The organism is Sphingosinicella microcystinivorans, assembly GCF_003634215.1.
Taxonomy (GTDB): Bacteria; Pseudomonadota; Alphaproteobacteria; order Sphingomonadales; family Sphingomonadaceae; genus Sphingosinicella; species Sphingosinicella microcystinivorans.
In genome coordinates this window covers 249,394-274,701 of the sequence record NZ_RBWX01000010.1, presented here as the reverse complement: position 1 = coordinate 274,701, position 25,308 = coordinate 249,394, and the positions used below count along the sequence as shown (strand labels likewise).

Annotated in this window: 23 protein-coding genes; 15 read left to right on the top strand and 8 right to left on the bottom strand. The window is 64.4% G+C overall.

Annotation, left to right across the window (positions count from 1 at the left end; all coding sequences use genetic code 11):
- The first annotated feature begins 160 nt into the window (after positions 1-160).
- From DFR51_RS15930 to uvrA, 4 genes are all read left to right on the top strand, one after another.
- Positions 161-1,192 (top strand): cupin-like domain-containing protein, encoded by a 1,032-nt coding sequence (locus tag DFR51_RS15930; protein WP_121053011.1) that lies wholly within the window; start codon positions 161-163, stop codon positions 1,190-1,192.
- Between the two features lie 48 nt (positions 1,193-1,240).
- The gene (locus tag DFR51_RS15925; RefSeq protein ID WP_121053009.1) at positions 1,241-1,987 is read left to right on the top strand and encodes a sulfite exporter TauE/SafE family protein; all 747 of its coding nucleotides are present in this window, start codon (positions 1,241-1,243) and stop codon (positions 1,985-1,987) included.
- A 150-nt stretch (positions 1,988-2,137) separates the two neighbouring features.
- A complete protein-coding gene (locus DFR51_RS15920) occupies positions 2,138-2,815 on the top strand; it encodes a PEP-CTERM sorting domain-containing protein (protein WP_121053007.1) in 678 nt (225 codons plus the stop codon).
- A gap of 153 nt (positions 2,816-2,968) precedes the next feature.
- Positions 2,969-5,905 (top strand): excinuclease ABC subunit UvrA, encoded by a 2,937-nt coding sequence (uvrA, locus tag DFR51_RS15915; protein ID WP_121053178.1) that lies wholly within the window; start codon positions 2,969-2,971, stop codon positions 5,903-5,905.
- Between the two features lie 3 nt (positions 5,906-5,908).
- On the opposite strand, the gene DFR51_RS15910 is transcribed toward uvrA, so the two are convergent.
- The gene (locus tag DFR51_RS15910; RefSeq protein WP_338068334.1) at positions 5,909-6,349 is read right to left on the bottom strand and encodes an RrF2 family transcriptional regulator; all 441 of its coding nucleotides are present in this window, start codon (positions 6,347-6,349) and stop codon (positions 5,909-5,911) included.
- Between the two features lie 86 nt (positions 6,350-6,435).
- Between DFR51_RS15910 and DFR51_RS15905 the strand changes: the two genes are divergently transcribed.
- The 3 genes from DFR51_RS15905 to DFR51_RS15895 are packed head-to-tail and all read left to right on the top strand — an operon-like array spanning position 6,436 to position 7,627.
- Positions 6,436-6,825, top strand: coding sequence for a group III truncated hemoglobin (locus DFR51_RS15905; RefSeq protein WP_121053005.1), 390 nt, complete (start codon positions 6,436-6,438; stop codon positions 6,823-6,825).
- Position 6,826: 1 nt separating this feature from the next.
- Positions 6,827-7,099, top strand: coding sequence for a TehB family protein (locus DFR51_RS15900; RefSeq protein WP_121053003.1), 273 nt, complete (start codon positions 6,827-6,829; stop codon positions 7,097-7,099).
- Between the two features lie 54 nt (positions 7,100-7,153).
- Positions 7,154-7,627, top strand: a complete 474-nt coding sequence (locus DFR51_RS15895; protein ID WP_243445431.1) for a DUF2721 domain-containing protein — start codon at positions 7,154-7,156, stop codon at positions 7,625-7,627.
- Between the two features lie 673 nt (positions 7,628-8,300).
- Here DFR51_RS15895 and DFR51_RS15890 read toward each other — a convergent pair.
- Positions 8,301-8,948 (bottom strand): fasciclin domain-containing protein, encoded by a 648-nt coding sequence (locus tag DFR51_RS15890; protein WP_121053001.1) that lies wholly within the window; start codon positions 8,946-8,948, stop codon positions 8,301-8,303.
- A 421-nt stretch (positions 8,949-9,369) separates the two neighbouring features.
- On the opposite strand from DFR51_RS15890, the gene DFR51_RS15885 reads away from it, so the two are divergent.
- From DFR51_RS15885 to ypfJ, 4 genes are read left to right on the top strand one after another with little or no spacing between them, the layout of a single operon-like run.
- Positions 9,370-10,494, top strand: a complete 1,125-nt coding sequence (locus DFR51_RS15885) for an 8-amino-7-oxononanoate synthase (protein WP_121052999.1) — start codon at positions 9,370-9,372, stop codon at positions 10,492-10,494.
- Positions 10,491-11,108 (top strand): dethiobiotin synthase, encoded by a 618-nt coding sequence (gene bioD, locus DFR51_RS15880; protein ID WP_121052997.1) that lies wholly within the window; start codon positions 10,491-10,493, stop codon positions 11,106-11,108. Before DFR51_RS15885 ends, bioD begins: the two co-directional genes overlap by 4 nt.
- Complete coding sequence (locus DFR51_RS15875) at positions 11,105-12,349, top strand: adenosylmethionine--8-amino-7-oxononanoate transaminase (protein ID WP_121052995.1); 1,245 nt, start codon at positions 11,105-11,107, stop codon at positions 12,347-12,349. The genes bioD and DFR51_RS15875 overlap by 4 nt, the downstream gene beginning before the upstream one ends.
- Positions 12,350-12,406: 57 nt before the next feature.
- A complete protein-coding gene (gene ypfJ, locus DFR51_RS15870; protein ID WP_121052993.1) occupies positions 12,407-13,303 on the top strand; it encodes a KPN_02809 family neutral zinc metallopeptidase in 897 nt (298 codons plus the stop codon).
- 1 nt (position 13,304) lies between these two features.
- On the opposite strand, the gene DFR51_RS15865 is transcribed toward ypfJ, so the two are convergent.
- Positions 13,305-13,679, bottom strand: coding sequence for a ribose-phosphate pyrophosphokinase (locus tag DFR51_RS15865; RefSeq protein WP_243446574.1), 375 nt, complete (start codon positions 13,677-13,679; stop codon positions 13,305-13,307).
- A 41-nt stretch (positions 13,680-13,720) separates the two neighbouring features.
- Between DFR51_RS15865 and DFR51_RS15860 the strand changes: the two genes are divergently transcribed.
- Positions 13,721-13,942: a hypothetical protein gene (locus tag DFR51_RS15860; RefSeq protein ID WP_121052991.1), complete on the top strand. Its 222-nt coding sequence runs from the start codon at positions 13,721-13,723 to the stop codon at positions 13,940-13,942.
- 10 nt (positions 13,943-13,952) lie between these two features.
- Positions 13,953-17,528 (top strand): hydantoinase B/oxoprolinase family protein, encoded by a 3,576-nt coding sequence (locus DFR51_RS15855; protein ID WP_121052990.1) that lies wholly within the window; start codon positions 13,953-13,955, stop codon positions 17,526-17,528.
- A 119-nt stretch (positions 17,529-17,647) separates the two neighbouring features.
- On the opposite strand, the gene DFR51_RS15850 is transcribed toward DFR51_RS15855, so the two are convergent.
- A complete protein-coding gene (locus DFR51_RS15850) occupies positions 17,648-18,376 on the bottom strand; it encodes a helix-turn-helix domain-containing protein (RefSeq protein WP_243446573.1) in 729 nt (242 codons plus the stop codon).
- Between the two features lie 311 nt (positions 18,377-18,687).
- Between DFR51_RS15850 and DFR51_RS15845 the strand changes: the two genes are divergently transcribed.
- Positions 18,688-19,413, top strand: a complete 726-nt coding sequence (locus DFR51_RS15845; RefSeq protein WP_243445433.1) for a DUF1134 domain-containing protein — start codon at positions 18,688-18,690, stop codon at positions 19,411-19,413.
- A 6-nt stretch (positions 19,414-19,419) separates the two neighbouring features.
- On the opposite strand, the gene DFR51_RS15840 is transcribed toward DFR51_RS15845, so the two are convergent.
- The 3 genes from DFR51_RS15840 to DFR51_RS15830 all read right to left on the bottom strand — a co-directional run bounded on the left by DFR51_RS15840 (position 19,420) and on the right by DFR51_RS15830 (position 22,738).
- On the bottom strand, positions 19,420-20,292 hold the full coding sequence (locus DFR51_RS15840; RefSeq protein ID WP_121052983.1) for a helix-turn-helix domain-containing protein: 873 nt from the start codon (positions 20,290-20,292) through the stop codon (positions 19,420-19,422).
- Positions 20,293-20,409: 117 nt separating this feature from the next.
- Positions 20,410-21,891 (bottom strand): serine hydrolase domain-containing protein, encoded by a 1,482-nt coding sequence (locus DFR51_RS15835; protein ID WP_121052982.1) that lies wholly within the window; start codon positions 21,889-21,891, stop codon positions 20,410-20,412.
- A 280-nt stretch (positions 21,892-22,171) separates the two neighbouring features.
- On the bottom strand, positions 22,172-22,738 hold the full coding sequence (locus tag DFR51_RS15830; RefSeq protein WP_160119242.1) for a PEP-CTERM sorting domain-containing protein: 567 nt from the start codon (positions 22,736-22,738) through the stop codon (positions 22,172-22,174).
- Positions 22,739-23,029: 291 nt separating this feature from the next.
- Between DFR51_RS15830 and DFR51_RS15825 the strand changes: the two genes are divergently transcribed.
- Positions 23,030-24,553, top strand: a complete 1,524-nt coding sequence (locus tag DFR51_RS15825) for a DUF6538 domain-containing protein (RefSeq protein WP_121052978.1) — start codon at positions 23,030-23,032, stop codon at positions 24,551-24,553.
- Between the two features lie 5 nt (positions 24,554-24,558).
- On the opposite strand, the gene DFR51_RS15820 is transcribed toward DFR51_RS15825, so the two are convergent.
- Positions 24,559-25,308 (bottom strand): hypothetical protein, encoded by a 750-nt coding sequence (locus DFR51_RS15820; RefSeq protein WP_121052976.1) that lies wholly within the window; start codon positions 25,306-25,308, stop codon positions 24,559-24,561.

Here is a 25,308-nt window from a genome sequence, read left to right as displayed (position 1 = left end):
CGTCTCCGCCGCACCGCTTCGATTTCCGACGATGCCTGCTCGACGAACGATCATTGCCGCCGACGAACGGCTGACGGACGTGGACGAAAGTCGCTATGTGTCAAATCGGTGAAACATCGGCTGCCCATAGACGGACAGCGAACGTGGAGATCAGGCGGGTATGAGCAAGGCGAAGAAAGGCGGCGGTGCGGTATCCGCAGTGAACGATGATCTCCGCCGCGAGATCGCCGAGGCGCTGCTCGGCGATGAAGACCCCGCGCGGCTCGCGCAGCGGATCGCGAGCCGCGGCATCGGTCACGCCCTCGCCGTTTCGGAAATCGAGCGCGCCCGGAAGAGCCCATATCTTGCAGCGGGAGAACGGCTGCGCGCCCGGATCGCGAAGCGCGACTGGTTCCTCGCCAACTATGCGAAGCTCGCCGCACAGGCATCAGGCCCCGTGCCGCGCGTCCACGCCCCCTCAGCCGAAACGTTCTTCGCCGATTATTATGCCGCGCATCGTCCCGTTGTCCTCACCGGTCTCGTCGATCACTGGCCCGCGATGAAGCGCTGGTCGCTCGATGATTTCGAAGCCCGGCTCGGCAATGCCGAAGTCCGTGTGCAATGGGGCCGCGAAGCCGACAAGGACTACGAACGCAATTCGGATGCGCACGGCGCGGTGCAGCCCTTCCGCGAAATCATCGCCCGCCTGCGCGCGAGCGAGACCGCCCCGACGAACGATTTCTACATCACCGCCAACAACCATACCCACAACCGCGAAGCCCTCGCCCCGCTCTACGGCGACACCGGACCCATGCCCGGCTATCTCGCCGAACCGGGCGGCCCCGGCGGCTTCCTCTGGATCGGCCCCAAGGGCACGATCACCCCGTGGCACCACGATCTCACCAACAACCTGCTGCTCCAGATCGCGGGCCGCAAACGCGTCCGTCTCGTCTCCAGCCATCACAGCGCGCTGATGCGCAACAGCCGCCACTGCTTCAGCGACTGGGCAGGCGAGCCGCTGGAACCCGGCCCCGGCGACGGCACCCGGCCGCCCGTCATGATCGCCGACCTCGCCCCCGGCGAAGCGCTCTTCCTCCCCGTCGGCTGGTGGCACCATGTCGAGGGGCTCGACGTCACGATCGGCATGAGCTTCACGAACTTCGCGCGCGATAACGATTTCTGGTCGCACTATGCGAGCTATGGGGCGGTGTAGGCTGCCATTCCAGCTGGCCTCTCAAGAAACAGCGCCTATAGATTTCGCATGGAGCAAACCGCTTTCCTTGTTGCGGCCGTCGCGACCACGTTCTTCCTCGCGGGTATCGTCAAGGGTGTCACCGGCATGGGTCTGCCGACTGTGGCGATGGGCGTTCTCGGCGCGCTCCTGTCGCCGCTGACCGCCGCCGCGCTTCTGTTGCTGCCATCCTTCATCACCAATGTCTGGCAGCTCGTATCCGGTCCGCACGTCATGGCCCTGCTGCAAAGACTGTGGCCGATGATGGCGACAATTGTGATCGGCACGCTGGCAAGTTCCGCATTGCTCGCCGGAGGCGATACGCGGCTGACGACATCGCTCCTCGGCGGCGTGCTCGTTGTCTACGCGTCCTATTCGTTGCTCGCGCATCCGTTCCGGATTTCGCCCGCCCGGGAGCGATGGGCTTCGCCGCTGGTCGGTCTCGTTACCGGCCTCCTCACTGGCGGAACCGGCGTCTTCGTCATTCCGGCGGTTCCCTATCTTCAGGCTCTGGGTTTCGAGAAGGATGACCTCGTGCAAGCCCTTGGCTTGTCGTTCACCGTCTCGACGATCGCACTTGCCACGGGATTGTTCTGGCATGGCGCGGTGCCGAAGGGCGACCTGCTGATGTCCACTCTGGCCGTCATTCCGGCACTGCTCGGCATGGCGGCGGGGCAGGCCATCCGCGCACGCATCAGCCCGCTAATTTTTCGCCGCGTGTTTCTTGCGGGTCTGTTTCTGCTTGGCCTCGAAATGGCGCTCCGCGTCTTCCGTTAAAGTCCGAAGACACGGGAGGCGCCCCTGCACCCCGCCGTCACCCAATCGTTACCGCCTCGTCATCGCCCCGACGCACCCAATGGTTAACGAAGTCCTATCTGCAATCACCGACCGCAATCCCGCGCGTCGGTCGCAACAGGGACATTTGCGATGCGTCACTTCCTTTCCGTCGCCGCGCTGGCGATGCTCGTATCCACCGGCGCGCAGGCCGGTCTCGTCAAGGTCAGCTTCACGGGCATCAATTCCAGCCCCGCCGCGCCCAACGTCTTCGGCACCGCTGTGCCCACGATCACCGGCTATGTGATCTACGACGACGAGACCGCCGGCACGCCCTTCGTCGTCAACGCCACCCGCTCTGCCTACAACTACGGGGGCGCCATCAAGGAAATCGGCTTCGATCTCGGCAGCGGCATCGGCGGCACCGCGAGCGGCGATCTCGGCTCGATGCAGGTCTCCGACCAGTTCACGGTCGGGCAGGACCGGCTGTCGTTCAACAATATCTTCCTCACACCGTCGCAGACGACGGGCGAGCCTGCCGGCACCGTCCGGTTCCAGGTCACGATCGGCATGTCCGGCCCCTTCTCCGCGCTCTCGACTTCGGACCTCCCCGGCGTGTTCGATCCGGCGATCTTCACCGGCCAGAAGAATTTCTCGCTGTTCGTGAACCGCGGCACCGGCGCGCCGCCCGCGGGCGCCGTCAGCTTCAACTTCAACTTCGACAGCGTGACTGTGGAACCCTTCGGCACCGACGTTCCCGAGCCCGCCACGCTGGCACTGTTCGGCCTCGGCGCGGCCGCCATCGGCCTCCGCCGCCGCAAGAGCGCCTGAACCGTTACTCGAAACGGCGGATCGGCGGGTAAGGCCGGTCCGCCGTTTCCCGTCCTTGCCAAGCGCACCTGCTGTCCCCATCTCCTGTCTTCCCCCGGCGCCGTTTTGCGGCTAGTGTCCGACCGGAACAAACAGGAAACGACAGCCCTCCTTATGCTGACCCACATTTCGATCCGCGGCGCGCGCGAGCATAACCTCAAGAACATAAGCCTCGAGATTCCGCGCGAAACGCTGACGGTGGTCACGGGCCTGTCCGGCTCCGGCAAGTCGTCCCTCGCCTTCGACACGATCTACGCGGAAGGCCAGCGCCGCTACGTCGAGTCGCTCTCCGCCTACGCGCGGCAGTTCCTCGAACTGATGCAGAAGCCCGATATCGATCATATCGAGGGTCTCTCCCCCGCCATTTCGATCGAGCAGAAGACCACTTCCAAGAACCCCCGCTCCACCGTCGCGACGGTCACCGAGATCTACGATTACATGCGCCTTCTCTGGGCGCGCGTCGGCGTCCCCTACTCGCCCGCCACGGGCGAGCCGATCGCCGCGCAGCAGGTCAGCCAGATGGTGGACCGCGTGATGACGATGCCGGAAGGCACGCGCCTCATGCTGCTCGCACCCGTCGTGCGCGGCCGCAAGGGCGAGTACCGCAAGGAGATCGCGGAGTGGCAGCGCACCGGCTTCCAGCGCGTGAAGATCGACGGCACCGTCTACCCGATCGAGGAAGCCCCCGCGCTCGACAAGAAATACAAGCACGACATCGACGTGGTCGTTGACCGGCTCGTCGTGAAGGCCGGCCTTGAAACACGCCTCGCCGACAGCTTCGAAACCGCGCTCGGCCTCGCCGAAGGTCTGGCCGTGGTCGAACTCGTCGACGGGAAGAAGGGCGAAGGCGAGCGCATCCTGTTCTCGCAGAAGTTCGCCTGCCCCGTTTCCGGCTTCACGATCCCCGAGATCGAGCCGCGCCTGTTTTCGTTCAACTCGCCGCACGGCGCCTGCCCGGCCTGCGACGGCCTTGGCGAGCGGCTGTATTTCGATCCCGAACTCGTCGTGCCGAACCAGAATCTCAGCATCGAAAAGGGCGCCGTGGTGCCGTGGGCGAAGTCCAATCCGCCCTCACCTTATTACATGCAGGTGCTGCGTTCGGTCGCGCGCGCCTACGATTTCTCGCTGCGCACCCCGTGGAACGAACTTCCGGAAGAAATCCAGGATGTCGTTCTGAACGGCACCGGGGGCGTTCCGATCACGCTGCGTTTCGAGGACGGCCGCAAGACCTACGAGGTCAAGAAACCCTTCGAAGGCGTCGTCAACAATCTCGATCGCCGCTGGCGCGAAACCGATAGCCAGTGGATGCGCGACGAGCTTTCGCGCTTCCAGTCCGCCGCCCCCTGCGAAACCTGCAACGGCGCCCGCCTGAAGCCCGAAGCGCTCGCAGTGAAGATCGCCGGCGAGACGATCGCCGACGCCGTCCGCCGCCCGGTCGGCGACGCGTTCCGCTGGGCAAAGGGCCTGCCCGAGCACCTCAACAATCAGCAGAAGCAGATCGCCGAACGCATCCTGAAGGAAATCGTCGAGCGCCTCGGCTTCCTCGACAATGTCGGCCTCGAATATCTGAACCTCGATCGCAAATCGGGCACGCTTTCGGGCGGCGAGTCTCAGCGCATCCGCCTCGCCAGCCAGATCGGCAGCGGCCTTTCCGGCGTGCTCTACGTCCTCGACGAACCCTCGATCGGCCTCCACCAGCGCGACAACGACCGCCTGCTTGAAACACTGAAGCGCCTGCGCGATCTCGGCAACACCGTGCTCGTCGTCGAGCATGATGAAGACGCGATCCGCACCGCGGACCACGTTATCGACATGGGCCCCGGCGCAGGTGCGCACGGCGGCCAGGTCGTCGCCGAAGGCACGCTCGCCGACATTCTCGCCAACCCTAACAGCCTCACCGGCGACTATCTCTCCGGCCGCCGCGCCGTTCCGGTGCCGGATGTCCGCCGCAAGGGCAACGGCAAGAAGCTTACCGTGAAGGGCGCGCGCGCGAACAACCTCAAGGACATCAGCGTCTCGATCCCGCTCGGCACCTTCACCTGCATCACCGGCGTTTCGGGTTCGGGCAAATCCACGTTCACGATCGACACACTCTATGCCGCCGCCGCGCGCGCGCTCAACGGCGCACGTCTCGTCTCGGCGCAGGTGGACGACATCAAGGGGCTCGAACATCTCGACAAGGTCATCGATATCGACCAGTCGCCGATCGGCCGTACACCCCGCTCCAACCCCGCGACATACACCGGCGCCTTCACCAACATCCGGGACTGGTTCGCCGAACTGCCGGAATCGAAGGCACGCGGCTACAAGCCCGGCCGCTTCAGCTTCAACGTGAAGGGCGGCCGCTGCGAGGCGTGCAAGGGCGACGGCATGCTCAAGATCGAGATGCACTTCCTGCCCGACGTCTACGTCACGTGCGATGTCTGCAAGGGCAAGCGCTATAACCGCGAAACGCTGGAGGTGAAGTTCAAGGGCAAGTCGATCGCCGACGTGCTCGACATGACGGTCGAGGATGCCGCCGAGTTCTTCAAGGCTGTCCCCGCGATCCGCGACAAGATGAGCATGCTCGTGGAGGTCGGCCTTGGCTATATCCACGTCGGCCAGCAGGCGACGACGCTTTCGGGCGGCGAAGCGCAGCGCGTGAAGCTCGCGAAGGAACTTTCGCGCCGCTCCACGGGCAAGACGCTCTACATTCTCGACGAGCCCACGACCGGCCTCCATTTCGAAGACGTGCGCAAGCTCCTCGAAGTGCTTCACGCACTCGTCGAGCAGGGCAACAGCATCGTTGTCATCGAGCACAATCTGGAGGTCATCAAGACCGCAGATTGGATCATCGATCTCGGCCCTGAAGGCGGTAACGCGGGCGGCAATGTGGTCGCCGAAGGCTCACCCGAAACCGTGTCGAAGGTCGCCACCAGCTACACCGCCCGCTACCTGAAGCCTCTGCTCGAAAAGAAGTCCGCAGCCGCGCCGATGAAGATGCCGAAGCCAAAGGCGAAGCGAAAATCGAAAGCGGCGGAACTGGCGCTGGAGGGCGAAGCGGCGGAGTAGCGATCACCCCGCCACGTCAAGAAGCGCCTCCAGCGCGGCGCGCCTGCGCGTGATGTCCGCAAGCGAATAGCCGTCCAGCACCGCCATGAACGCGCCGAGCGCCGCGCCAAGCGCACCCGAAAGGCCGCACGCGGGCGCGACCACGCAGCGCCCGCAGTCGGCAAGTTCGTCCTCGCCTTCGGTATGACGCACGAGCGCGCCTATGCCGATCTCCGCCGCGGGCCGCGCCAGCCGTATCCCGCCCCCGCGCCCGCGCTCGCTCGCAATGTAGCCGGCGTTTGCAAGGTCGTTGACAATCTTCATCAGGTGGTTGCGCGAAATGGCGTAGGCCTCAGCGATCTCGCCGATCGAGCACAACCGGTCCGGATGCACCGCGAGATGCATCAGAACCCGAACCGCATAGTCCGTGTAACGCGTCAGCCGCACACCGCCACCCCCTGCCATTTCGCCGCACGCACATTATATGTATTTTAAATACATCTTTCAAAGCTCATAATTGGTGACGTGCAAAAACGAGTCGGAGCCACCGAATGGACAACGACATCGACGACGACCGGCTGAAGACGCTGATCGACCTGTTCTACGCGCGCGTGCGGGCAGATCCGGAGCTTGGCCTCATCTTCAACGATTCTATCAGCGATTGGCCGGAACACCTTGAGAAGCTGTCGGCTTTCTGGTCCTCGGTGATGCTGACGAGCGGGCGCTACAAGGGCAACCCGATGATGGCGCATCTGAAGCATGTTCGTCGCATCACCCCCGCCCTGTTCGATCGCTGGCTCGCGCTCTGGGCACGGACGACGAGCGATGTCATGGCGCCCGCCGCCGCCGCGGCGCTCCAGGAAAAGGCACAGCGTATCAGCGAGAGCCTTCAGTACGCGATGTTCCACCGGCCCGGAGCGGCCGGCCGGCAGGTCGCCTGAAATGCCTGCTCCCTATCGCTCCACGCCGGTGTTCGACGAGCGCACCCTGCCCGATGCGCTCCGCAGGCGGCACAATACGAAAGCAGGCGTCTGGGGCATCGTCCGCGTCCTGGAAGGCCGCCTGAAGCTTACCTACGTCGATCCACCATCGGCCGTTGTGCTGGAACAGGGCGGGTCCGGTCTCCTGCTGCCGCAGCAGGATCATTTCGTCGAACCGCTCGGACCGATGAAGATGCGCGTCGATTTCTACGATACGCCGCCTGATCAGGCGTGACGCGCCGCCCATAGCCGATTGACTGACAACGCACGCGCGGCAAGGGTACGGATCATGGCCTCCTCCCCCTTCATCGGCGTGCAGATCGCAGACATCGGCCACGCCGTTCAGCTCGCGATTGCGCCGGTCTTTCTCATCGCGGGCATCGGTGCGCTACTGAACGTCATGGCGAACCGGCTGGGTCGCGTCGTGGATCGCGCCCGCGCGCTCGAACGGGACATCACTGGCTACGACGAAACGATGCGCAGCCGCGCGATGGCCGAGCTTGTTGTGCTCGATCGGCGCATGGTGCTGGTACACTGGGCGATCTATGCGTGCGTCGCGAGCGCGCTCGCCATCTGTCTCGTCATCGGCGTGCTGTTCGTGGGCGATCTTGCGGACGCCGCAGTGGGCACCATCGTCGCCGTTCTCTTCATTACCGCGATGGCGCTCATCGTCACCGGCCTCATCATCTTCCTCATCGAAACCGGCATCGCCACCCGCTCGGTCCGCGTCCGCCAGGAAGTCCTGAAACGCGAAGCGGAATGATCTGAAGACGCGGTGCTTTGGACGAATGGATTTCGTTCAGGCCGAGGCGAAAAGTGTGGGTTTCGAGAACCGGAGCGGAACGTACTAAAGGTACGTGAGCACCGGAAGCGCAGAAAGCCGCGCTTTGCAGCCCGGCCTGGGCGGAATCCGTTCCTCCAAAGCAAACGGGGGCTGACCTTTCGGCCAGCCCCCACTCGCTCCGTTGGTCCTGCGCCATTCAGCCATGCGGCTGATGTTCAGGCTTCGGGGCTTGCGTCTCCGTCGGTCCCGGGGGGATCGGCCGGTTTCGCATTTCGATGCCGTTCGCCGGGGTCCATCCACGTCGCCTGTGCTTCGCACGGGCGGGCTTTCGGGCCGGGGGTTCCGGTATCGAGGACCATCGGTATTTCCCGTGGGCTTCGCTCTCGCGCCGCATACAGGGAATGAACCGCGACCCTGGTGGTTTTCCGGGAGTTTCCGCCCGTTTCCGGGCTTTCACCGCCTTCCGACCACGCATTGAAGGTCTCACGAATCCGTGAGTCGCCAAAGCGAAAAATGACCCGACGGGCCTGTGGATAATGGGGATATCAGGGATAAAAAGGGCAGATTCGCCCAAAATGGAAACGCCCCACGCCGCATAGGGGCGCAGGGCGTTCCTGTAAAGTGTTGAACGGATTGGATCCGCCCGCCGTGGTTAACCCTGGGCGGGCACCACAATGCCGTTGACGACGTGGACGACGCCGTTCGAAGCCTTCACATCCGGCTTGGTGATGTAGGTGGCATTGCCCTGGCTATCGGTCAGCTTGACGATGCCGGCGTCCAGTGTCGCGGTCAGCGTGCTCCCCTGCACGGTTTTCACCTCAGCCTTGCCGCCGCCCGCTTCGATCGCCGCGACCACATCGGCCTGCGACATTTTCCCGGGGATCACGAGATAGTTGATCAGGCCCGAAAGCTGCGCCTTGGCATTGGGCTGCATCAGCTGCTGAACCGTACCGGCGCCCAGCCGCGCGAACGCATCGTTGTTGGGCGCGAACACCGTGAAGGGTCCGGGCTGCGAAAGGTCGTCGACCAGTTCGGCGGCCTTCACCGCCTGTGCGAGCGTGCTGAGTTCCGGCGTCGCAAGCACGTTACCCACAACCGAGGTGGGGTCCACGGCGACAGCCGTCGTCACAGCGGCATCAGCCGCCGGTGCAGGCGCGGCCGCATCTGCCGGCGCGGCGGGGGCCGCAGGCGCAGCAGCGGCCGCAGGCGCGGGTGTCGCGGCCGGTTCGGCAACCTGCGCGGTAACCGGCGCGGCAAACAGAACCGAAACAGCCGCAGCCTTCAGAAACATGGTCTTCATTCTTTTCCCTCTCCGTTGATCGGGCACATTAAAGCCCTCTATCTAGCAACTGCAGCATAGCGCGAAGGTTCCGGGGGAAACGCCTGCAGGGATCGGCCTATCCCGGGTATGGCTCAGCTCATCCCGAAAGGTTGCACTGCAGCAAAAACGGAGAAAGGCCGCCCCGGATGGCTCCGGAACGGCCTTTCAACATGGGTCAGCGGCCGGCAATCCGGCCCGGGAACCCGTCTAATCCTTAGGCGAAAGCCCTAGGCGCGATACCCCCGAACGAACTGAACCGACCCCATCGCTGAACCATGAGACATCGGTCACCTCCTTTCGCGCTTGTTGAACTCGATTCGAAAGATGGTGACAAAAACGCGATCCTGCAAGCATCAAAAAGGCGTGTTCCTTCGCCCCATCTTGGTCTAGGCAGCGCGCCATGTCAGTTTTCGAGCCCCTCGCCAGCGATCTTCAGCGGCTCGACGCCGCCTCCCGCCGCAGACGTCTGATACCGCGCACGGGCACGGATTTCTCTTCGAACGACTACCTCGCGCTCGCCGGCGATCCCGCGCTTGCCGAAGCCGTGGCAGAGGCCGTTGCGCGCGGCGTGCCAGCCGGCTCGGGCGGCTCGCGCCTGCTGCGTGGCAATCATGCGGAACACGAAGCGCTCGAGGCCGAAGCCGCGCGTTTCTTCGGGTCCGAAAGTGCGCTCTGGTTCGCGACCGGCTACACGGCAAACTCGGCGATTATCTCGACGCTGCCCCAGCGCGGCGATCTCGTCGTCTACGACGATCTCATCCACGCGAGCGTTCACGAAGGCCTGCGGCTCACGCGCGCCGAAACCGTCGCCGTGCCCCACAACGACGTCGATGCCTTCGCCGATGCGATTGCCGCCTGGCGCGCACGCGGCGGCACGGGCCGCGTCTGGATTGCGGTCGAAAGCCTCTACAGCATGGACGGCGACCGCGCCCCGCTTGCTGATCTCGCCGCGACTGCGGATGCGAACGACGCGGTTCTCGTCATTGACGAAGCGCACGCGACCGGCGTGTTCGGCGCGGGCGGGCGCGGCCTCGCCGCCGCGCTTGAGGGACGCGAGAACGTCATCACGCTGCACACCTGCGGCAAGGCCATGGGCTGCGAAGGCGCGCTCGTCTGCGCGCCTGCCGTCGTCACCGATTTCCTCGTCAACCGCGGGCGCGGCTTCATCTTCTCGACCGCGCCGTCGCCGCTCATGGCGGCTGCAGTCCGCACGGCGCTGCGCATCATAGAAGACGCCGACGACCGCCGCGCAAAGCTCGCCGCGCTCATCGTCCATGCGGAGCGTATGCTCGGCTCGCACGGCGCACTCATTTCCGGCTCGCAGGTGATGCCGCTCATCCTCGGAGAAGACGCCCGCACCATGCGCGCAGCGGGCGCCGTGCAGGCCGCCGGGTTCGACGTGCGCGGCATCCGTCCGCCCACGGTTCCCGCAGGCACCTCGCGCCTGCGCATCTCGCTGACGCTGAACGCGACGGAAGACGATGTTTCGGCGCTCGCCGCCGTTTTTCAGGACGTGCTTGCATGAGCCGCATCGTCGTCACGGGCACCGACACCGGCATCGGCAAAACCGTATTCGCCGCCGCGCTCTCGGGCGCGCTTCGCGCGCATTACTGGAAGCCGGTGCAGGCGGGCCTTGAAGACGGCAGCGACAGCGAAAGCGTCGCCGCGCTGTCGGGCCTCCCTGCGGATCACATCCTCCCCGAAGCCTACCGTCTCACGACGCCCTGCTCCCCGCACCGCGCCGCCGAGCTCGACGGCATCGAGATCGATCCCGACCGCCTTGCGCTCCCCGCGCATGATCCGCTTGTGGTCGAAGGCGCAGGCGGCGCGCTCGTGCCCGTCACGCGCAGCCTGCTTTATGCGGACGTGTTCGCCCGTTGGGGTCTCCCCGTCGTCATCGTCGCGCGCACCGAACTCGGCACGATCAACCACAGCCTGCTCACCGTGGAAGCCCTTCGCGCCCGCGGCGTCCCGATCCTCGGCATCGCCTTTTCCGGCGACGCAAACGAAGACAGCGAAGCCACCATCTGCGCCATCGGCAAGGTCAGGCGTCTCGGCCGCCTCCCCCGCGTCGCTCTCACCGCACCGTCTCTGTCGTCCGCCTTCGCGTCCGCCTTCCGGCTGGAGGATTTCCGATGACCTCGCCCGTCTGGCATCCCTTCACGCAGCACGGCCTCGGGGAGCCGATCCCGCGCATCGTCCGCAGCGAAGGCTGCGCGCTCTACACAGACGATGGCCGCCGCATCATCGATGCCATCTCGTCGTGGTGGGTCACGACGCACGGCCACTGCCACCCGCACATCATGGCCGCCATCGCCGATCAGGCGACGAAGCTCGACCAGATGATCTTCGCGGGCTGGACGCACGAGCCCGCCGAAACCGTCGCCGCTGCGCTTGTGGAGATGCTGCCCGCCCCGCTCGCGCACGTCTTCTTTTCAGACAGCGGCTCCACCGCAGTCGAGGTCGCGCTCAAAATGGCGCTCGGCTACTGGCGTGATCGCGGCGCGCGCCACCGCATCCTCGTCATGGAGCACAGCTACCACGGCGACACCATCGGCACGATGTCGGTCGGCGAACGCGGCGTTTATAATGCCGCCTACGATCCGCTGCTCTTCGACGTCGGCACCGTCCCCTTCCCCGCCGCAGGTCGCGAGCAGGAAACGCTGGACACGCTCGAACGTCTCTGCCGCACCGAAAACCCCGCCGCCTTCATCGTCGAGCCGCTTGTCCTCGGCGCCGGCGGCATGATGATCTACGGTCCCGAAACGCTCCGCGAGATGCACGCCATCTGCCGCCGCCACGGCGTCCTTTTCATCGCCGACGAGGTGATGACCGGCTGGGGTCGCACCGGCACCTTGCTCGCCTGCGAACAGGCCGGCATCGTCCCCGATATCCTCTGCCTCGCGAAGGGCCTTACCGGCGGCGCCGTCCCGCTTGCCGTCACGCTCGCGACCCCGCCGATCTTCGAGGCGCACCTCTCGAAGGACCGCGCCAAGCTCTTCTACCATTCGTCCAGCTTCACAGCGAACCCGCTGTCCTGTGCCGCCGCCGTTGCCAACATCGCGATCTGGCGCGAAGAGCCGGTGCTTGATCGCATCGCCGATCTCGCCGGGCGCCAGAGCGTCCACCTCGCGAAACTCGCCGCCCACCCGCGCATCCGCAATGCCCGCCAGATCGGCACGATCACCGCGGTCGAGGTGGAAGACACGAAGGGCGACTATCTCTCCGCGCTCGGCCCGCGCCTGCTCGCGGCATTCCGAGATCGCGACGTGCTGCTCCGCCCGCTCGGCAACACCGTCTATCTGATGCCCCCCTATTGCACGGACGACACGGATCTTTCCCGCATCTACGAAGTTATCGACGAGGCCTTGGCCGAATAGTTTACGCCTGCGCGGCAAGCGGATACTTTCGCCGCACAAACAACGGGGAGACGATCCATGCGCTGGCGCGGCCGCAGAATGAGCGACAACGTCGAAGACCAGACCGGGCGCGGCGGCATGGGCTTCCCGATGGGCGGCGGCAGGCTCCCGATCGGCGGCAAGGGCGGCATGGGCTGTGGCGGCCTTGTCATCGTCATCGTCCTCGCGCTCGTCTTCGGCGTCGATCCGATGCAGCTTCTCGGCGGCCTCTCGCAGCAGGGCAGCGTCCCGGCGCAGCAGCAGGCGCCCGCCACGCCGGGCGAGGGCCAGGGCTGCGAACGCAGCGACCTCCACCGCTTCTCCTGCACCGTCCTCGCCGACACCGAAGACACGTGGAACCGCTTCTTCAAGCAATCCGGCCAGGATTATCCCGAACCCACGCTCGTCTTTTATGCGGGCGTCGGCCAGTCCGGCTGCGGCACCGCACAGTCCGCGACCGGGCCTTTCTATTGCCCGGCGGATCAGAAGATCTACATCGACACCAGCTTCTTCGATCAGCTTGAAAACCAGCTCGGCGCGGGCGGCGACTTCGCGCAGGCCTATGTCATCGCGCACGAGGTCGGTCATCATGTGCAGACGATCACCGGCCTTTCAAACCAGCTCCGCCAGCAACAGGCCCGCGTTAGCAAGGCCGAAGGCAACGCCCTCCAGGTGAAGATGGAGCTTCAGGCGGATTGCTACGCCGGCCTCTGGGCGCGTACCGTCCAGCAGCAGCTCGAACCCGGAGACATCGAAGAGGCGCTGACCGCCGCGAACGCCATCGGCGACGACCGCCTGCAACGCCAGTCGCAGGGCTACGTCGTGCCGGACAGCTTCACACACGGCACCTCAGCGCAGCGCATGAGCTGGTTCAAGCGCGGCTACGAAACCGGCGATCCGAACCAGTGCGACACGTTCTCGGCACGGAAGCTCTAAGCTAACGCCCCGCCCAATAATCGAACACGCGCTTCTGCAGTTTCGCTACATGCCGCCGCGCGCCCGGGCCTTCCCACAGGCCCTTGTACCCTTCCGCGCCGCCCGCAACCCACCAGCCCTGCCCCGGCAGCCTGTCGGACTGGCGGACGACGAGAACCGCCAACTCCGGCTCATCGCGCCCCCGCGCATGGGCGTCCACGTCGCCGAGGATCTTGCACAGAGCCCGCATCTTCGGGCGCGAGAAGCTGTAGCCGAACGCTCCCAGCGCCTCGGCATAGGTCACGCTCTCCCGCGCGCGGGCGTGAGCAAGCAGGAACTCGCGGAGGTCCATCGGGTCGATCATCACGCCCTGCATCTTGCCAACGCGCGAGGACAACCTAAATTGGTGTTATAGTCGAACGACACACTGGAACCCGAATGCTGAACCTCATCTCCGTCCTCATCGGTCTTGTCGCGCTCGTTGTCGGCATCGTCGGCCTGTTCCCACTAATCGGCCTCGTCAACTGGCTGGCACTCCCCATCGCGGCGCTCGGCGCAGGCATCGGAACGTTGTCGGACAGCAACGCCGGCCGCAATCTCAACATCTTCGTGCTGATCCTCGCGTCGGTTCGGCTTTGGCTTGGCGGCGGCATCCTGTAACCGAATACATATGGAGCAGGGCTGGCAATTCTGGATCGATCGCGGCGGCACGTTCACGGATATCGTCGCGCGCGCGCCCGATGGTACGCTGAAAACCGCAAAGTTGCTTTCCGAAAACCCGGAGCAATATGCCGACGCCGCGATCGCCGGCATCACCCGCCTGCTCGGCCATGCGCCCGATGCAAATGTCGCGTCGGTGAAAATGGGCACCACCGTCGCCACCAACGCGCTCCTCGAACGCAAGGGCGAGCCGACGCTGCTCGCGATCACGCGCGGCTTCGCGGATGCGCTCTCCATCGGCTATCAGGCCCGCCCGAAGCTGTTCACCCGCGCCATCACGAAGCCCTCGCCGCTCTATGCCGAAGTGCTGGAGATCGACGAGCGCGTGGGCGCGAACGGAGAGGTCGTCCGCACGCTCGACGAGGCGCAGGCAGTTGCAGGTTTCGCCGCAGCCCGCGCGCGCGGCATCAACGCCGTCGCCATCGCGCTGATGCATGGCTACCGCTACCCCGACCATGAACGCCGCCTGAGAAATCTCGCCGAAGCCGCGGGTTTCACCCAAATTTCCGTCAGCCACGAAATCGCCCCGCTCATCAAGCTCGTCGGGCGCGGCGACACCACCGTGGCCGACGCCTACCTCTCCCCGGCGCTCCGCCGCTACGTGCGACAGGTGACGGAAAAGCTCGATCCCGCGACACGCCTGATGTTCATGCAATCGAGCGGCGGCCTCGCGGGCGAAGGCGCCTTCAGCGGCGCAAACGCGATCCTCTCCGGTCCGGCGGGCGGCATCGTCGGCATGGCGAAGACGGCAGCGGCGGCAGGCATGAACCGCATTGTCGGCTTCGATATGGGCGGCACCTCCACGGACGTTTCGCTCTACACTGGCAGCTTCGAACGCACGCACGAGACGGTCGTGGCGGGCACACGCATCCGCGCGCCGATGCTCGCGATCCACACGGTTGCCGCCGGCGGCGGATCGATCTGCCGCTTCGATGGCACACGCCTGCGCGTCGGCCCGGAATCGGCAGGCGCCAACCCCGGCCCGATGAGCTACCGGCGCGGCGGGCCGCTCACCATCACCGACTGCAACATCTATCTCGGCCGTATCCAGCCCGCGCATTTCCCGGCGATCTTCGGGCCCGGCGGCGATCAACCGCTCGACCGAGACGCCGTGGTCCGCCACGTCGACGCGCTCGCCGCCGAGGTCTCCGCCACCACCGGCCGCCCCATCACCGGCGCAGCGCTCGCGGAAGGGTTCATCGCCATCGCGGTCGACGACATGGCGAAGGCCGTGCGCCAGATTTCCATCCAGCGCGGCCACAACGTCACCACCTGCACACTCTCCAGCTTCGGCGGCGCGGGCGGCCAGCACGCCTGCAAGGTCGCCGACGCGCTCGGCATCGGGGAAGTCTATGTGCATCCACTCGCCGGGCTGCTCTCGGCGCTCGGTATGGGCCTCGCCGATCTCACCGCCCTGCGCGAACGCACGCTCGGCGCGCCGCTGGATAGCGGCATCGCGTCCGCCGAAGCGCTTGCCGACACGCTCGAAGCCGACGCCCGCGCCGCGCTCGCCGCACAGGCGGACGACCTCGCGGGCGTGTCCGTCTCCCGCCGGGCCGAACTTCGCTATGCCGGTGCCGATAGCGGCCTCACCCTCCCCCTCGCCGCGCCCGACGCCATGCGCGCGGCTTTCGAAACGGAGCACCGCACCCGCTTCGGCTATGTGATGCCCGGCGGCGCGCTGGTCATTGAAGCGGTGAGCGTGGAGGCGGTCGGCCACTGGCCTGCCCCGCCCATTCGCGTGGAAAGCGCGGCGCAGGACGCCTCCACCTGCACGATGATCGTGAACGGCGCGCCTGCGCAGGCGCCTGTGCTCGCGCGCGGCGCGCTCACTCCCGGCACGGCTGTCGACGGCCCCGCCGTCATCCTCGAAGACGGCGCCACCACCGTCATCGACGCGGGCTGGCGCGGCAAGGTTTCACCCGGCGGCGATCTCATCCTCCGCCGCGTCGTCCCCCTGCCCGCGCAGCGCGCGCTCGGCACCGACGCCGATCCGGTGATGGTCGAAATCTTCAACAACCGCTTCATGGCCATCGCCGAGGAAATGGGCATCGCGCTTCAGACCACGGCGCATTCGGTGAACATCAAGGAGCGGCTCGATTTCTCCTGCGCGCTCTTCGACCTCGAAGGCGGCCTCATTGCCAACGCGCCGCACATGCCCGTCCACCTTGGATCGATGGGCGACAGCGTGCGCGCCGTCATCCGCGCGCACGGCGGGCGAATGCGCCCCGGAGATGCCTTCGCGCTCAACAACCCGATGAACGGCGGCACGCACCTGCCGGACGTCACCGTCGTCGCCCCCGTGTTCGCCCGCGCCGATGGCGGCGACATCCTGTTCTACACGGCAGCGCGCGGCCATCAGGCCGACATCGGCGGCCTTACCCCCGGCTCGATGCCGCCGGACTCGAAGACGCTGGACGAGGAAGGCGTCCTCTTCGACAGCCAGTTGCTCGTCTCGGTCGGTGCATTTTGCGAAACCGAGACGCAAAAAACACTCGCGTCCGGCCCCTATCCGGCGCGAAATCCTGCCCAGAACATTGCCGATCTGAAAGCGCAGGTCGCCGCCTGCACGCGCGGCGGAGACGCACTCCGCGCCATGATCGCCGAATTCGGTCTCGATACGGTCGAAGCCTACACGCGTCACGTGCAGGACAATGCCGAGGCCGCCGTACGGCAGGCGATCGGCGCGCTGTCGGACGGGCATTTCCGCTACGAGATGGATAATGGCGCCGCGGTCGAGGTCCGCGTCACCGTCGATCACGCAAGCCGCTCGGCCAGGGTCGATTTCACCGGCACCAGCGCACAGCTCCCCGACAATTTCAACGCTCCGCTCTCGGTCTGCCGGGCCGCCGTGCTCTACGTGTTCCGCACGCTCGTCGACGACGACATCCCGATGAACGAGGGCTGCCTGCGACCGATCACGCTCATCGTTCCCGAAGGCACGATGCTGAACCCGCGCGCGGGCGCCGCTGTCGTCGCGGGCAACGTGGAAACCAGCCAGGTCATCTGCGACGCGCTTTACGGCGCGCTCGGCGTCATGGCTGCCGCGCAGGGCACGATGAACAACCTCACCTTCGGCAACGCCCGCCACCAGTATTACGAAACGATCGCGGGCGGCTCTGGCGGGGGTCCGGACTTCGACGGCACGGACGCCGTACAGACGCACATGACGAACAGCCGCCTGACAGATCCCGAAGTGCTTGAACTCCGCGTCCCCGTCCGCGTCGAAAACTTCGTCGTCCGGCGCGGTTCGGGGGGCGGGGGTTTTCACAAGGGCGGCGACGGCGTGGTTCGCCGCTTGCGCTTCCTCGAACCGATGACCGTCAGCCTTCTCGCCAACCGCCGCCGCGTCGCGCCCTTCGGCCTTGCAGGGGGATCAGATGCGAAGCCCGGCACCGGCCGTGTGGTCCGTGCAAACGGAACGCTCGAACCCCTCTCTGCAACGGCCCGCGCCGAGGTTCAGGCCGGAGACGCCGTGGAAATCGAAACCCCCGGCGGCGGCGGTTTCGGTCCTCTTCCCAAATAGGAATTGATGTGAAGATGATACCGATTTCTCTTTGAAGCGCATCAGCCGTCAATCGGCGCCGAAGCGCACCGAATATTAGGTGTTGGCCTCTACTTCGCCTACTTCGCGCGTCGCGGGCGTTATGCCGCCAGCCCAAGATAGCCGAGCTGGGCGGCCTTGAAGATCGTCTGGCTGCGGTTCACCGCGTCGAGTTTCTCGCCGGCGTTCTGGATGTGGAAGCGCACCGTCGCGTGGCTCCGAGCAAGGATAAGGCTGATTTCCTTGTCGGTCTTGCCGACGGCCGCCCAGCGCAGGCACTCGACCTCGCGCTTGGTGAGCTGGCAGTCCATCGGCAGCCATTTGCGCGTCCGCATCAGCTTCACATAGCCCGCAAGGAAGCGGTGCACGCAGACGCCCCATGCATCGGCGTAGGTCTCGTACACTTCAGACAGGTCGCTCAAATTTCGCGCCGAGCCGATCACGGCAACACCGATCTGGCCGAAGGGAAGATGGACGGGGATCACAACGGCAGCGTGGCACATCGCTCTTTTGTCGAAGTTCGAAAGGTCGATACCTTCCAGGTACGGGTTCGTCTGCTGCGTGCGGAAGCCTTCTTCGTTCGCCCAGAACGGCTCGCTTTCATAACGGCACGCCCGAAGCAGCGGAGAGCTGAGCGCCACGCGGTGCTCGCTCCACTGCCGCTCCTCATCGCTCACGAAGCCAAACACTTCAGAGGAAAGCGTATTTCCCTCTTCGTCCACCATAGGGCGTTTCGAGCAGATGTTGTCGCTGATCGCGATCCGGAAGCTCGGATCGGCGCGCGCCACGATGTCGCGCAGTGCCTCAGAAGCCGGCCGAATGTCGCTCATGACGCGTACCGAAACGCGTGCAATATCATTCTGCAACGCCACGTTTCTCTCCCCAGTATGGCCTTCCGATGCCGAGTCGGACTCATTTGAGCCATATTTCAACATGCCACGCAGCGGGTGACAAGAGTGTGACGCATACTAAGTATCTGTCGGTTCAAGCGGGGTTCAGCCGTGCGGCTTTCAAGTAACGCTGCGGCAGGTGCCATTGATTTCGGGGACTCCCCGTCGCATGGTCTCTCCGAAACCGTCACTGAAGCGGGAGATTAGGGTTGATGTTTCGTATGGGCCGGGCCGGTTTGGCAGTGTTTTCGATGATGATCCTCGCAGCCACTGCGCACGCGCAGGATGCCAATGCCGATCTGGCACCGGTTCCGGGAAGCGAGGCAGCGTACGGAACGATATCCGCCGAAGTGCCTCCCTCGACCGCGCCGGTTGCCCAGACCCCGACCGCGCCGCCGCCTCCGCCCCCGTCCGAGCCCTCCGCGCAAAGTGGCGTTCCCGCGGCACCCGCCGCCGATGCCGCTCCCGGGGCGGTGGGTGACGGCGACCTGCAGCCCGTCTTCAGCCAGAGCGAAGTGCTCACCGCCGCCGAAAACGTCTTCGGACGCGGCGCGGAAGGTCTCGCGCGCATGATCGAAACGGTTTTCAAGGATCTCGGCCAGCCCAACGCTTATATCGCCGGGCGCGAAGGCGGCGGCGCCATCGGCGTCGGTGTGCGCTATGGTGAGGGTAAGCTCTACCACAAGGTGGAAGGCGAAATGCCGATCTACTGGCGCGGGCCGTCCATTGGCTTCGATGTCGGCGCCGACGGCAGCAAGACGTTCATTCTCATCTACAAACTCTACGACACCGAGGAGCTGTTCCGCGCCTATCCCGCCGCGGAAGGCAAGGCCTACATCATCGGCGGCCTGTCCGCTCAGTACGTGCAGCGCGGCGATGTTGTGATCGTGCCGATCAAGCTTGGCGTGGGCTGGCGACTTGGCGTTAACGCCGGTTATCTGCGCTTTTCCAAGAAGAAGAGCCTGCTGCCCTTCTAGGCTGGATCAGATTGCGCCGCTGTCGACGAGTGCGATGTAGCGGTCCATTGCCTCGGCCGCCTCGTCGGACAGGTCGATGAAGCTCCGGCGTCCGTCCTCGGGATCGCTGCGCCGCGCCAGCATCCCGGCGTCGGTCATACCCTTGATCCAGCGGAGCGCCGTCGTCGTCGGCACCTCGGCGGCAATGCAGAGGCTGGAGACGCTGACCTGCTTGCCTTCCAGCCGAGCGGCGGCAAGGTCGAGCATGATATCCCAGGCCGGATCGGCGAAGAGTTCGGCCGGAAAGAACTGCTTGCGCACCTGCCGCTTGCGGATGATCTCCCGGATACTCCGTGCGGTTTCCGCAGCGCTGCGGTCCGTCACAGCCACGGGCAGCACGGGCCCATCCTTCATGCTCGCAAGGCGCGCGAGCTGATCGGCAATACGGCTCACCTCATCGCTCAGCATACCGATCTGCACAAAGGCATCGCGTCCCGTCTCGCGAACGCCCGCCGCAAAGCCCTGCCCGATGTCGATGCGTTGAAGAATGCTCAAGATGTCCTCGGCCTCAAGCGGCCATACGGCCAGTTCGACACCTTCAATATCCATAACGGATATCGCGTCGTCCAACGCATCGTCGTCCAGAATGACTATAACTGGTGCAGCTTTGGATAGAATTCCGATGTCCGCCAAAGGCTGCACTGTCCCGGCGACAAGACCGGCTTTCCCCGAGACGATCAGCGGCAGCTTTGCTAGCGGTGCCCCGAACAGCGAGGCGGGGTCGATCCGCGCATAGCTGATGCCGGCAGCGTCGAGATTGGAACAGAACGCGGTTTCCGCGATCGATGGCAGCGCCAACTGGAAACGGGTTGGTCCCGCCGCGGCAAAGGTTTCGGCCATACGCTTCCCATAACAGCACACGAGGCGCGGCGCGCGCCCGTCATATTTCCGAACCTGACCAGCGCCGCTGATATCAGTCGGAAGTGCGCAAGGAAATCGTGAATTGATACAAGCCGCTCAGGGCTGCTTCGTCAGCGACAGCCAATGCGTAAGCGCATTGCGAACGCGGTCGTTGTCCGTATCCCCGATCGCAGTCGCGGCACCGCGGAGCATCGCACCGTCCAACTTCAGCGCAAGGTGCACGAAATAGCTGTAGCGTCGGACATCGGGGTTCGGGATACGCGCGTTCAGGTCGCCATCGAAAAAGCCCCTCTCGAACCGAGCCTTGGAAACGAGCGTCGGCAACTGGTTGCCGAACGTGGCACGGATCAGCCCGTCATTCTGAAAGACGAGCTCGACCGGCATCTCCGTCTCGGGCGTCGACAACGTGCCTTTCCATGTTCCCACAAGAGCGGGCGTGGGCGAAAATGGCCGTGTTTCCGGTTCTGTCGGCACCGGTGAAGGCTTCCAGCCCGGCAGCATGGTTGCGGCGATCTTATCGGCAATGATGCGCGGCGCTGCGCTGCTGGAATTGGTGAGAACCACTATGGCGACGTTGCGATCGGGAAAAAGCTGCATGATCGTGGCGACACCTGCCATGCCGCCCGAATGCGAGACGACACGGTAACCGTCCTTGGTCCGCACGTTAAAACCAATGCCATAACCGCTTCCCTCCTCACGGTCGGCCTGCGGATCGATGGGACGATGCATTTCATCGATCATCGCTGCGCCAAGGATCTGCTTTTGTCCCGGCAAACGGTTCTTCAGGTGGAACCCGGCGAAACGAACAAGATCGTGCGCGCTCGAAAAGACCGCCGAGCCGCCGGGATGGTCAAACGTATAAAAGGGTATCGGCCGTCCGTTTTGGTCGTAGCGCGTCGCCGTATACGGTTCGAGACCCGGCCCTATATCCACCGTCGTGCGGGTCAATCCAAGCGGCAGGAAAACCTCCCGACGCATGAAATCCGCATAGCTGCTGCCCGAAACGCGGCTGATGATATGGTCGAGGATGCCGAAGCCGAGATTGGAATACTGGTATCGCTCACCCGGCGCGGTTACCAAATTGGCATAGCGCTGAATGGTTTCTCCCATCGGCGGACGGGCAACCGGTTCATCCTCGTAAAAAAACTGATAGTAAAGAGGCAAGCCCGCTGTATGCCCCGCGATGCGCCGCACAGTCGCATCTCTCGCGTCGCCGACCCGAGCCGTCAGCTTCGCATTGCCGAGATAATCGCCAGCGGGACGATCGAGATCGATTTTCCCGCCCTGAACAAGCGTCATCAGCCCGGTGGCCGTAATCGGCTTCGAAATCGATGCGAGCGAATACATGGTATGCGCATCCGCAGCGATCTGCTTTTCGCGATCAGCCCAGCCGAAGCCCTCCTCCCAGATGATCTTGCCGTCCTGCATTACCGCAACGGCAATGGAAGGCACGCCGCTCTCCACAATCTGCTCGCGTATGGCCGTGCGAACCGGATCGAAACGATCAGCGAAGGCAGGGCTCGTCGCGCAAAGCAACGCCAGCACGCCTATCAAGCGGCCCATCCGTACGAACCTCATCGCGCCCTCCTTCTCCCAATCCGGCCATATTTTCAATAATTGAAAATTCTGAAGAGAAAAGAGAAAAAGTCGCCAACACCGTCTTTGGCGGCGGGGAGAAGCCTGGCGCTTCCCGCACGACGTGGCGGGCAAGGCTCGACAACACGCGTGCGCCCTTGAAGCCCGTCACTAAAAACGAGAGTCCCATCCTTTGGACATGAATTGGCAGGCGCGCCTGGGCTGAAAAACGAAAAAGGCGCCCATCCCTGGACGCCTCCCGCTCGCTAAACCCTTTAAAGTGTCAGCGATTGCGAACCCGGCGCCGGATCAGGCCAAGCCCAACAATTCCAAGACCGAGCAGCGCCAGCACTTCCGGCTCCGGGATGTTGACCGGCGGCTCTTCAATTTTCGGGTTGAAGCGCTTCACGATCGAATAATGCGAAACACCATGTGAAGTGCTCTTGCCCGGCAGGTCGAACGGCGGATCGGTAAACGGCGTCGTCCAATTGCCCGACGCGAATTCCTCGTTGAAGAGGAATGCAGTCAGATGCGTTCCGGCGCCGCTCTTAAACACGAGAATGTAATCGTAGGCCGCGAAATCGACACCGGCGATGTTGAACACCCCCGCTCCGCCGACCCCGGGATCAATCTGGCCCTGACTGTTGCTGACCCAATCGCTGTAGCCAAAGAAACCGGAGGCATTGATGTTGGCAAGGTTGGCGACAGTGCTTTGCGAAGTTGCATTATCGTACTGGCAAGCTGCCACGGCACTGTTGCTGCCACCGAACACCTTGGCGGTGCCGTCCGCGACGAAGCTGGACGGACACGTGATAAGCGCCGCCTGAGCCGGCGCGCTGAACGCCGTCACGGCGCCGAGCGCGACAACAGTCGATAAATAGGTCTTCATCCCCCATTTGGAGCACAACACCGCTTAAAAAAGCGTCAAGGGCAACATCGAGGCCGTGTCTCGCCCTGCCTCTATCCTTTATGGTCTTGAGAAATTTCAGGCGGTGCCGGAACAAGAAAATCCGTTGGTCGGGGAGACAGGACTCTTTCGAGTCGACTCGCAACCTTCTGAACCCATTGACTTTCCTTCCGTTTTTCCTCAGGTGCCCCTAAAAGGTGCCCAAGAAAGGTGCCCAAGTTTTGAGGAAAAAGCATGGCCGGACGCTACTTGAAGAAGCGCAAACGGGGCTGGTATTTCGTGCTGGAAATCCCCACTCAATACCGCCGACACTTCGACGGCCGGGCACGCATCGAACAGACCCTAGAGACCCGCGACGAGACCCTTGCGGAGGCCAAGGCGAAACGGCTGGCGGGCGAATACAAGCTCCGTTTCCTAGCCCTCGGCGGCAACCCGCACGCGAAGGACGAACTCAACCGGGCGGAGTACGATAAGGCGTTCCAGCAAGTGCAAGCCGGAGAGGTTCACGCCACCGGCAGCCCCGACGGCCTTGACCCCGTCAGCTATGGCGTGGAGCTGGAGATTGACAGGATCGTCGATCAGCTCCCCCTCCCCGCCAACCCTCGCGAAACCGAGGAACCCGAGCCGGACCCTCGGCAGGCTGCTCGCATTGCGGGGCTCATGGACGGCCTAGCGCGGCGCCAAGGTCAACCGCAGACGAACCGGGCGCAGTACGAACCGCCCTTCCGTGAGGTCGCCGACCGCTGGTTTGCCGCATGGAAGGCAGCACCCGACCGCCGCATCAGCAATACCGATGTCCAGTACGCGGCGAGCATACGCCTGTTCACGGAGTTTTGGGGCGCCCGTCCGCTCCGCGAGGTGCAACAGAGGGACGGCGCCGAGTTCGTCGAGTTGCTGCGGCGGCTCCCGCCCCGCTACGGCCGGGGGAAGCTCAAGAATGTTCCCATCCGGGAGACGGTCGCACTGTTCGCCGGACAGACCACCGGGCTTTCCTCGGCTGCCATTAAGAGGCACCTCGGGGTGCTGAAGCAGATATGGGAGTGGGCCAAGCCGCTCGGCCACTGCTCCGGCGACAACCCGTTCCAGATCAAGGTGGCGAAGCAGAAGGTGAAGCCGTCGCTGGCATGGGAGAGCGGCGACCTCTCAAGGCTCCTCGCCTCCCCGCCGCACCGCCGCGACATTTACGAGGCGTTCCACATTGCCCTGTTCACCGGCCTGCGGATTAACGAGGTGGCGGACATGACATGGGGGCAGGTCCGCAAAGAGCGGGACGTGGACTATTTGCAGGTCGAGGACGCCAAGACCGAAGCCGGGCACCGCAAGGTACCGCTGCACTCAAAGCTGGCGTGGCTTCTCGAAAAGAAGCGCGGCGAACCTGATGCGCCGATCTTTCCGACCTTCAACCCGGAAGGCCCCGGCCTGCGACGCGGCGCGGATGCCTCGCGCATGTTCGGGGCGTGGAAGCGCGGCCTCGGCTTCACGTCCAGCCGCTACGTGTTCCACAGCGCCCGGAAGAACGTCACCGCGATCATGGAGGAAAACAGCATCCCGGCGAACCAATGGGCGCGCATCATCGGGCATGAGCCGGGCTTCACGTTCAAGGTGTATAACCCTCACGGATTATCGCTGCCGAAGGCAAAGGAAATCATAGAGTTGATTGATTATCCTGAGGTGGAATTTCAACGGCCCGAGGTGATCTATGGGGACGCTGAGAGGTTACCGAAGGAGAAGAAGGAGCGCCGGAAGAAGGCCGCGTAAGCGCTTTAGACGACCCGACGCGCGACCCTTAAGAGCAAACTGCGGGCCTCCGCGAGTGATGGGGGATTGTTCGGCGGGCGGTTCTTCGTGGGATGGTAGGCGTGGCGATACGAATTGGCCGTCTGCTTAGCATCTGACCATTGACGATCCTCGCTGCCGATCATCACATCCCAGCGCTTGCCCGTGCCGTTTATGCGCTCGACCTGCTCCATGGCTTTGTAAAGGTCATACCAGTTGTCAGCGCGCGCGATGTGCGTGAGCAAATCGGCATGGCGTTCGCTATCCTCAGCGGCTTTCAACCGAGCTTGCAGTGGCGATGGGGCAGGCACCTTCGGCAGCCCATCATCCAGCCGACCGCGCGTCCGCGAACCAATCTCGCCGATGGACGTGTTTACTGACATTGAAAGAGTGAATGGGAGCAAATCGCCGTCCGCATTAAACCTGAAGGTCCGGCCAAGGGCGACTGTTCTAGAGTCTTCAAATGCGATGCGCTTGGCCCCGTTTATGCGGGTCAGCAAGAGGCCGGCGCGCTCATTCAATTCGGCAGCGTCACTGAACCCTTTCCACTCGACAGACCGCAGCAACAACACCGTCTCGCCGTCAAACTCATAGTCCTCTACCCAAGGCTCGAAAGGTGCAGCCAGCATCTCGCGTAAATCGCTGAGGTCCACGGCACCGCCCGTCAGTTCAGCCGCCCAGCCTTCGCTCGGTTTGGTCAACTGATCCCCCATCGTCGTGTCTGCCGAGTTCGACAT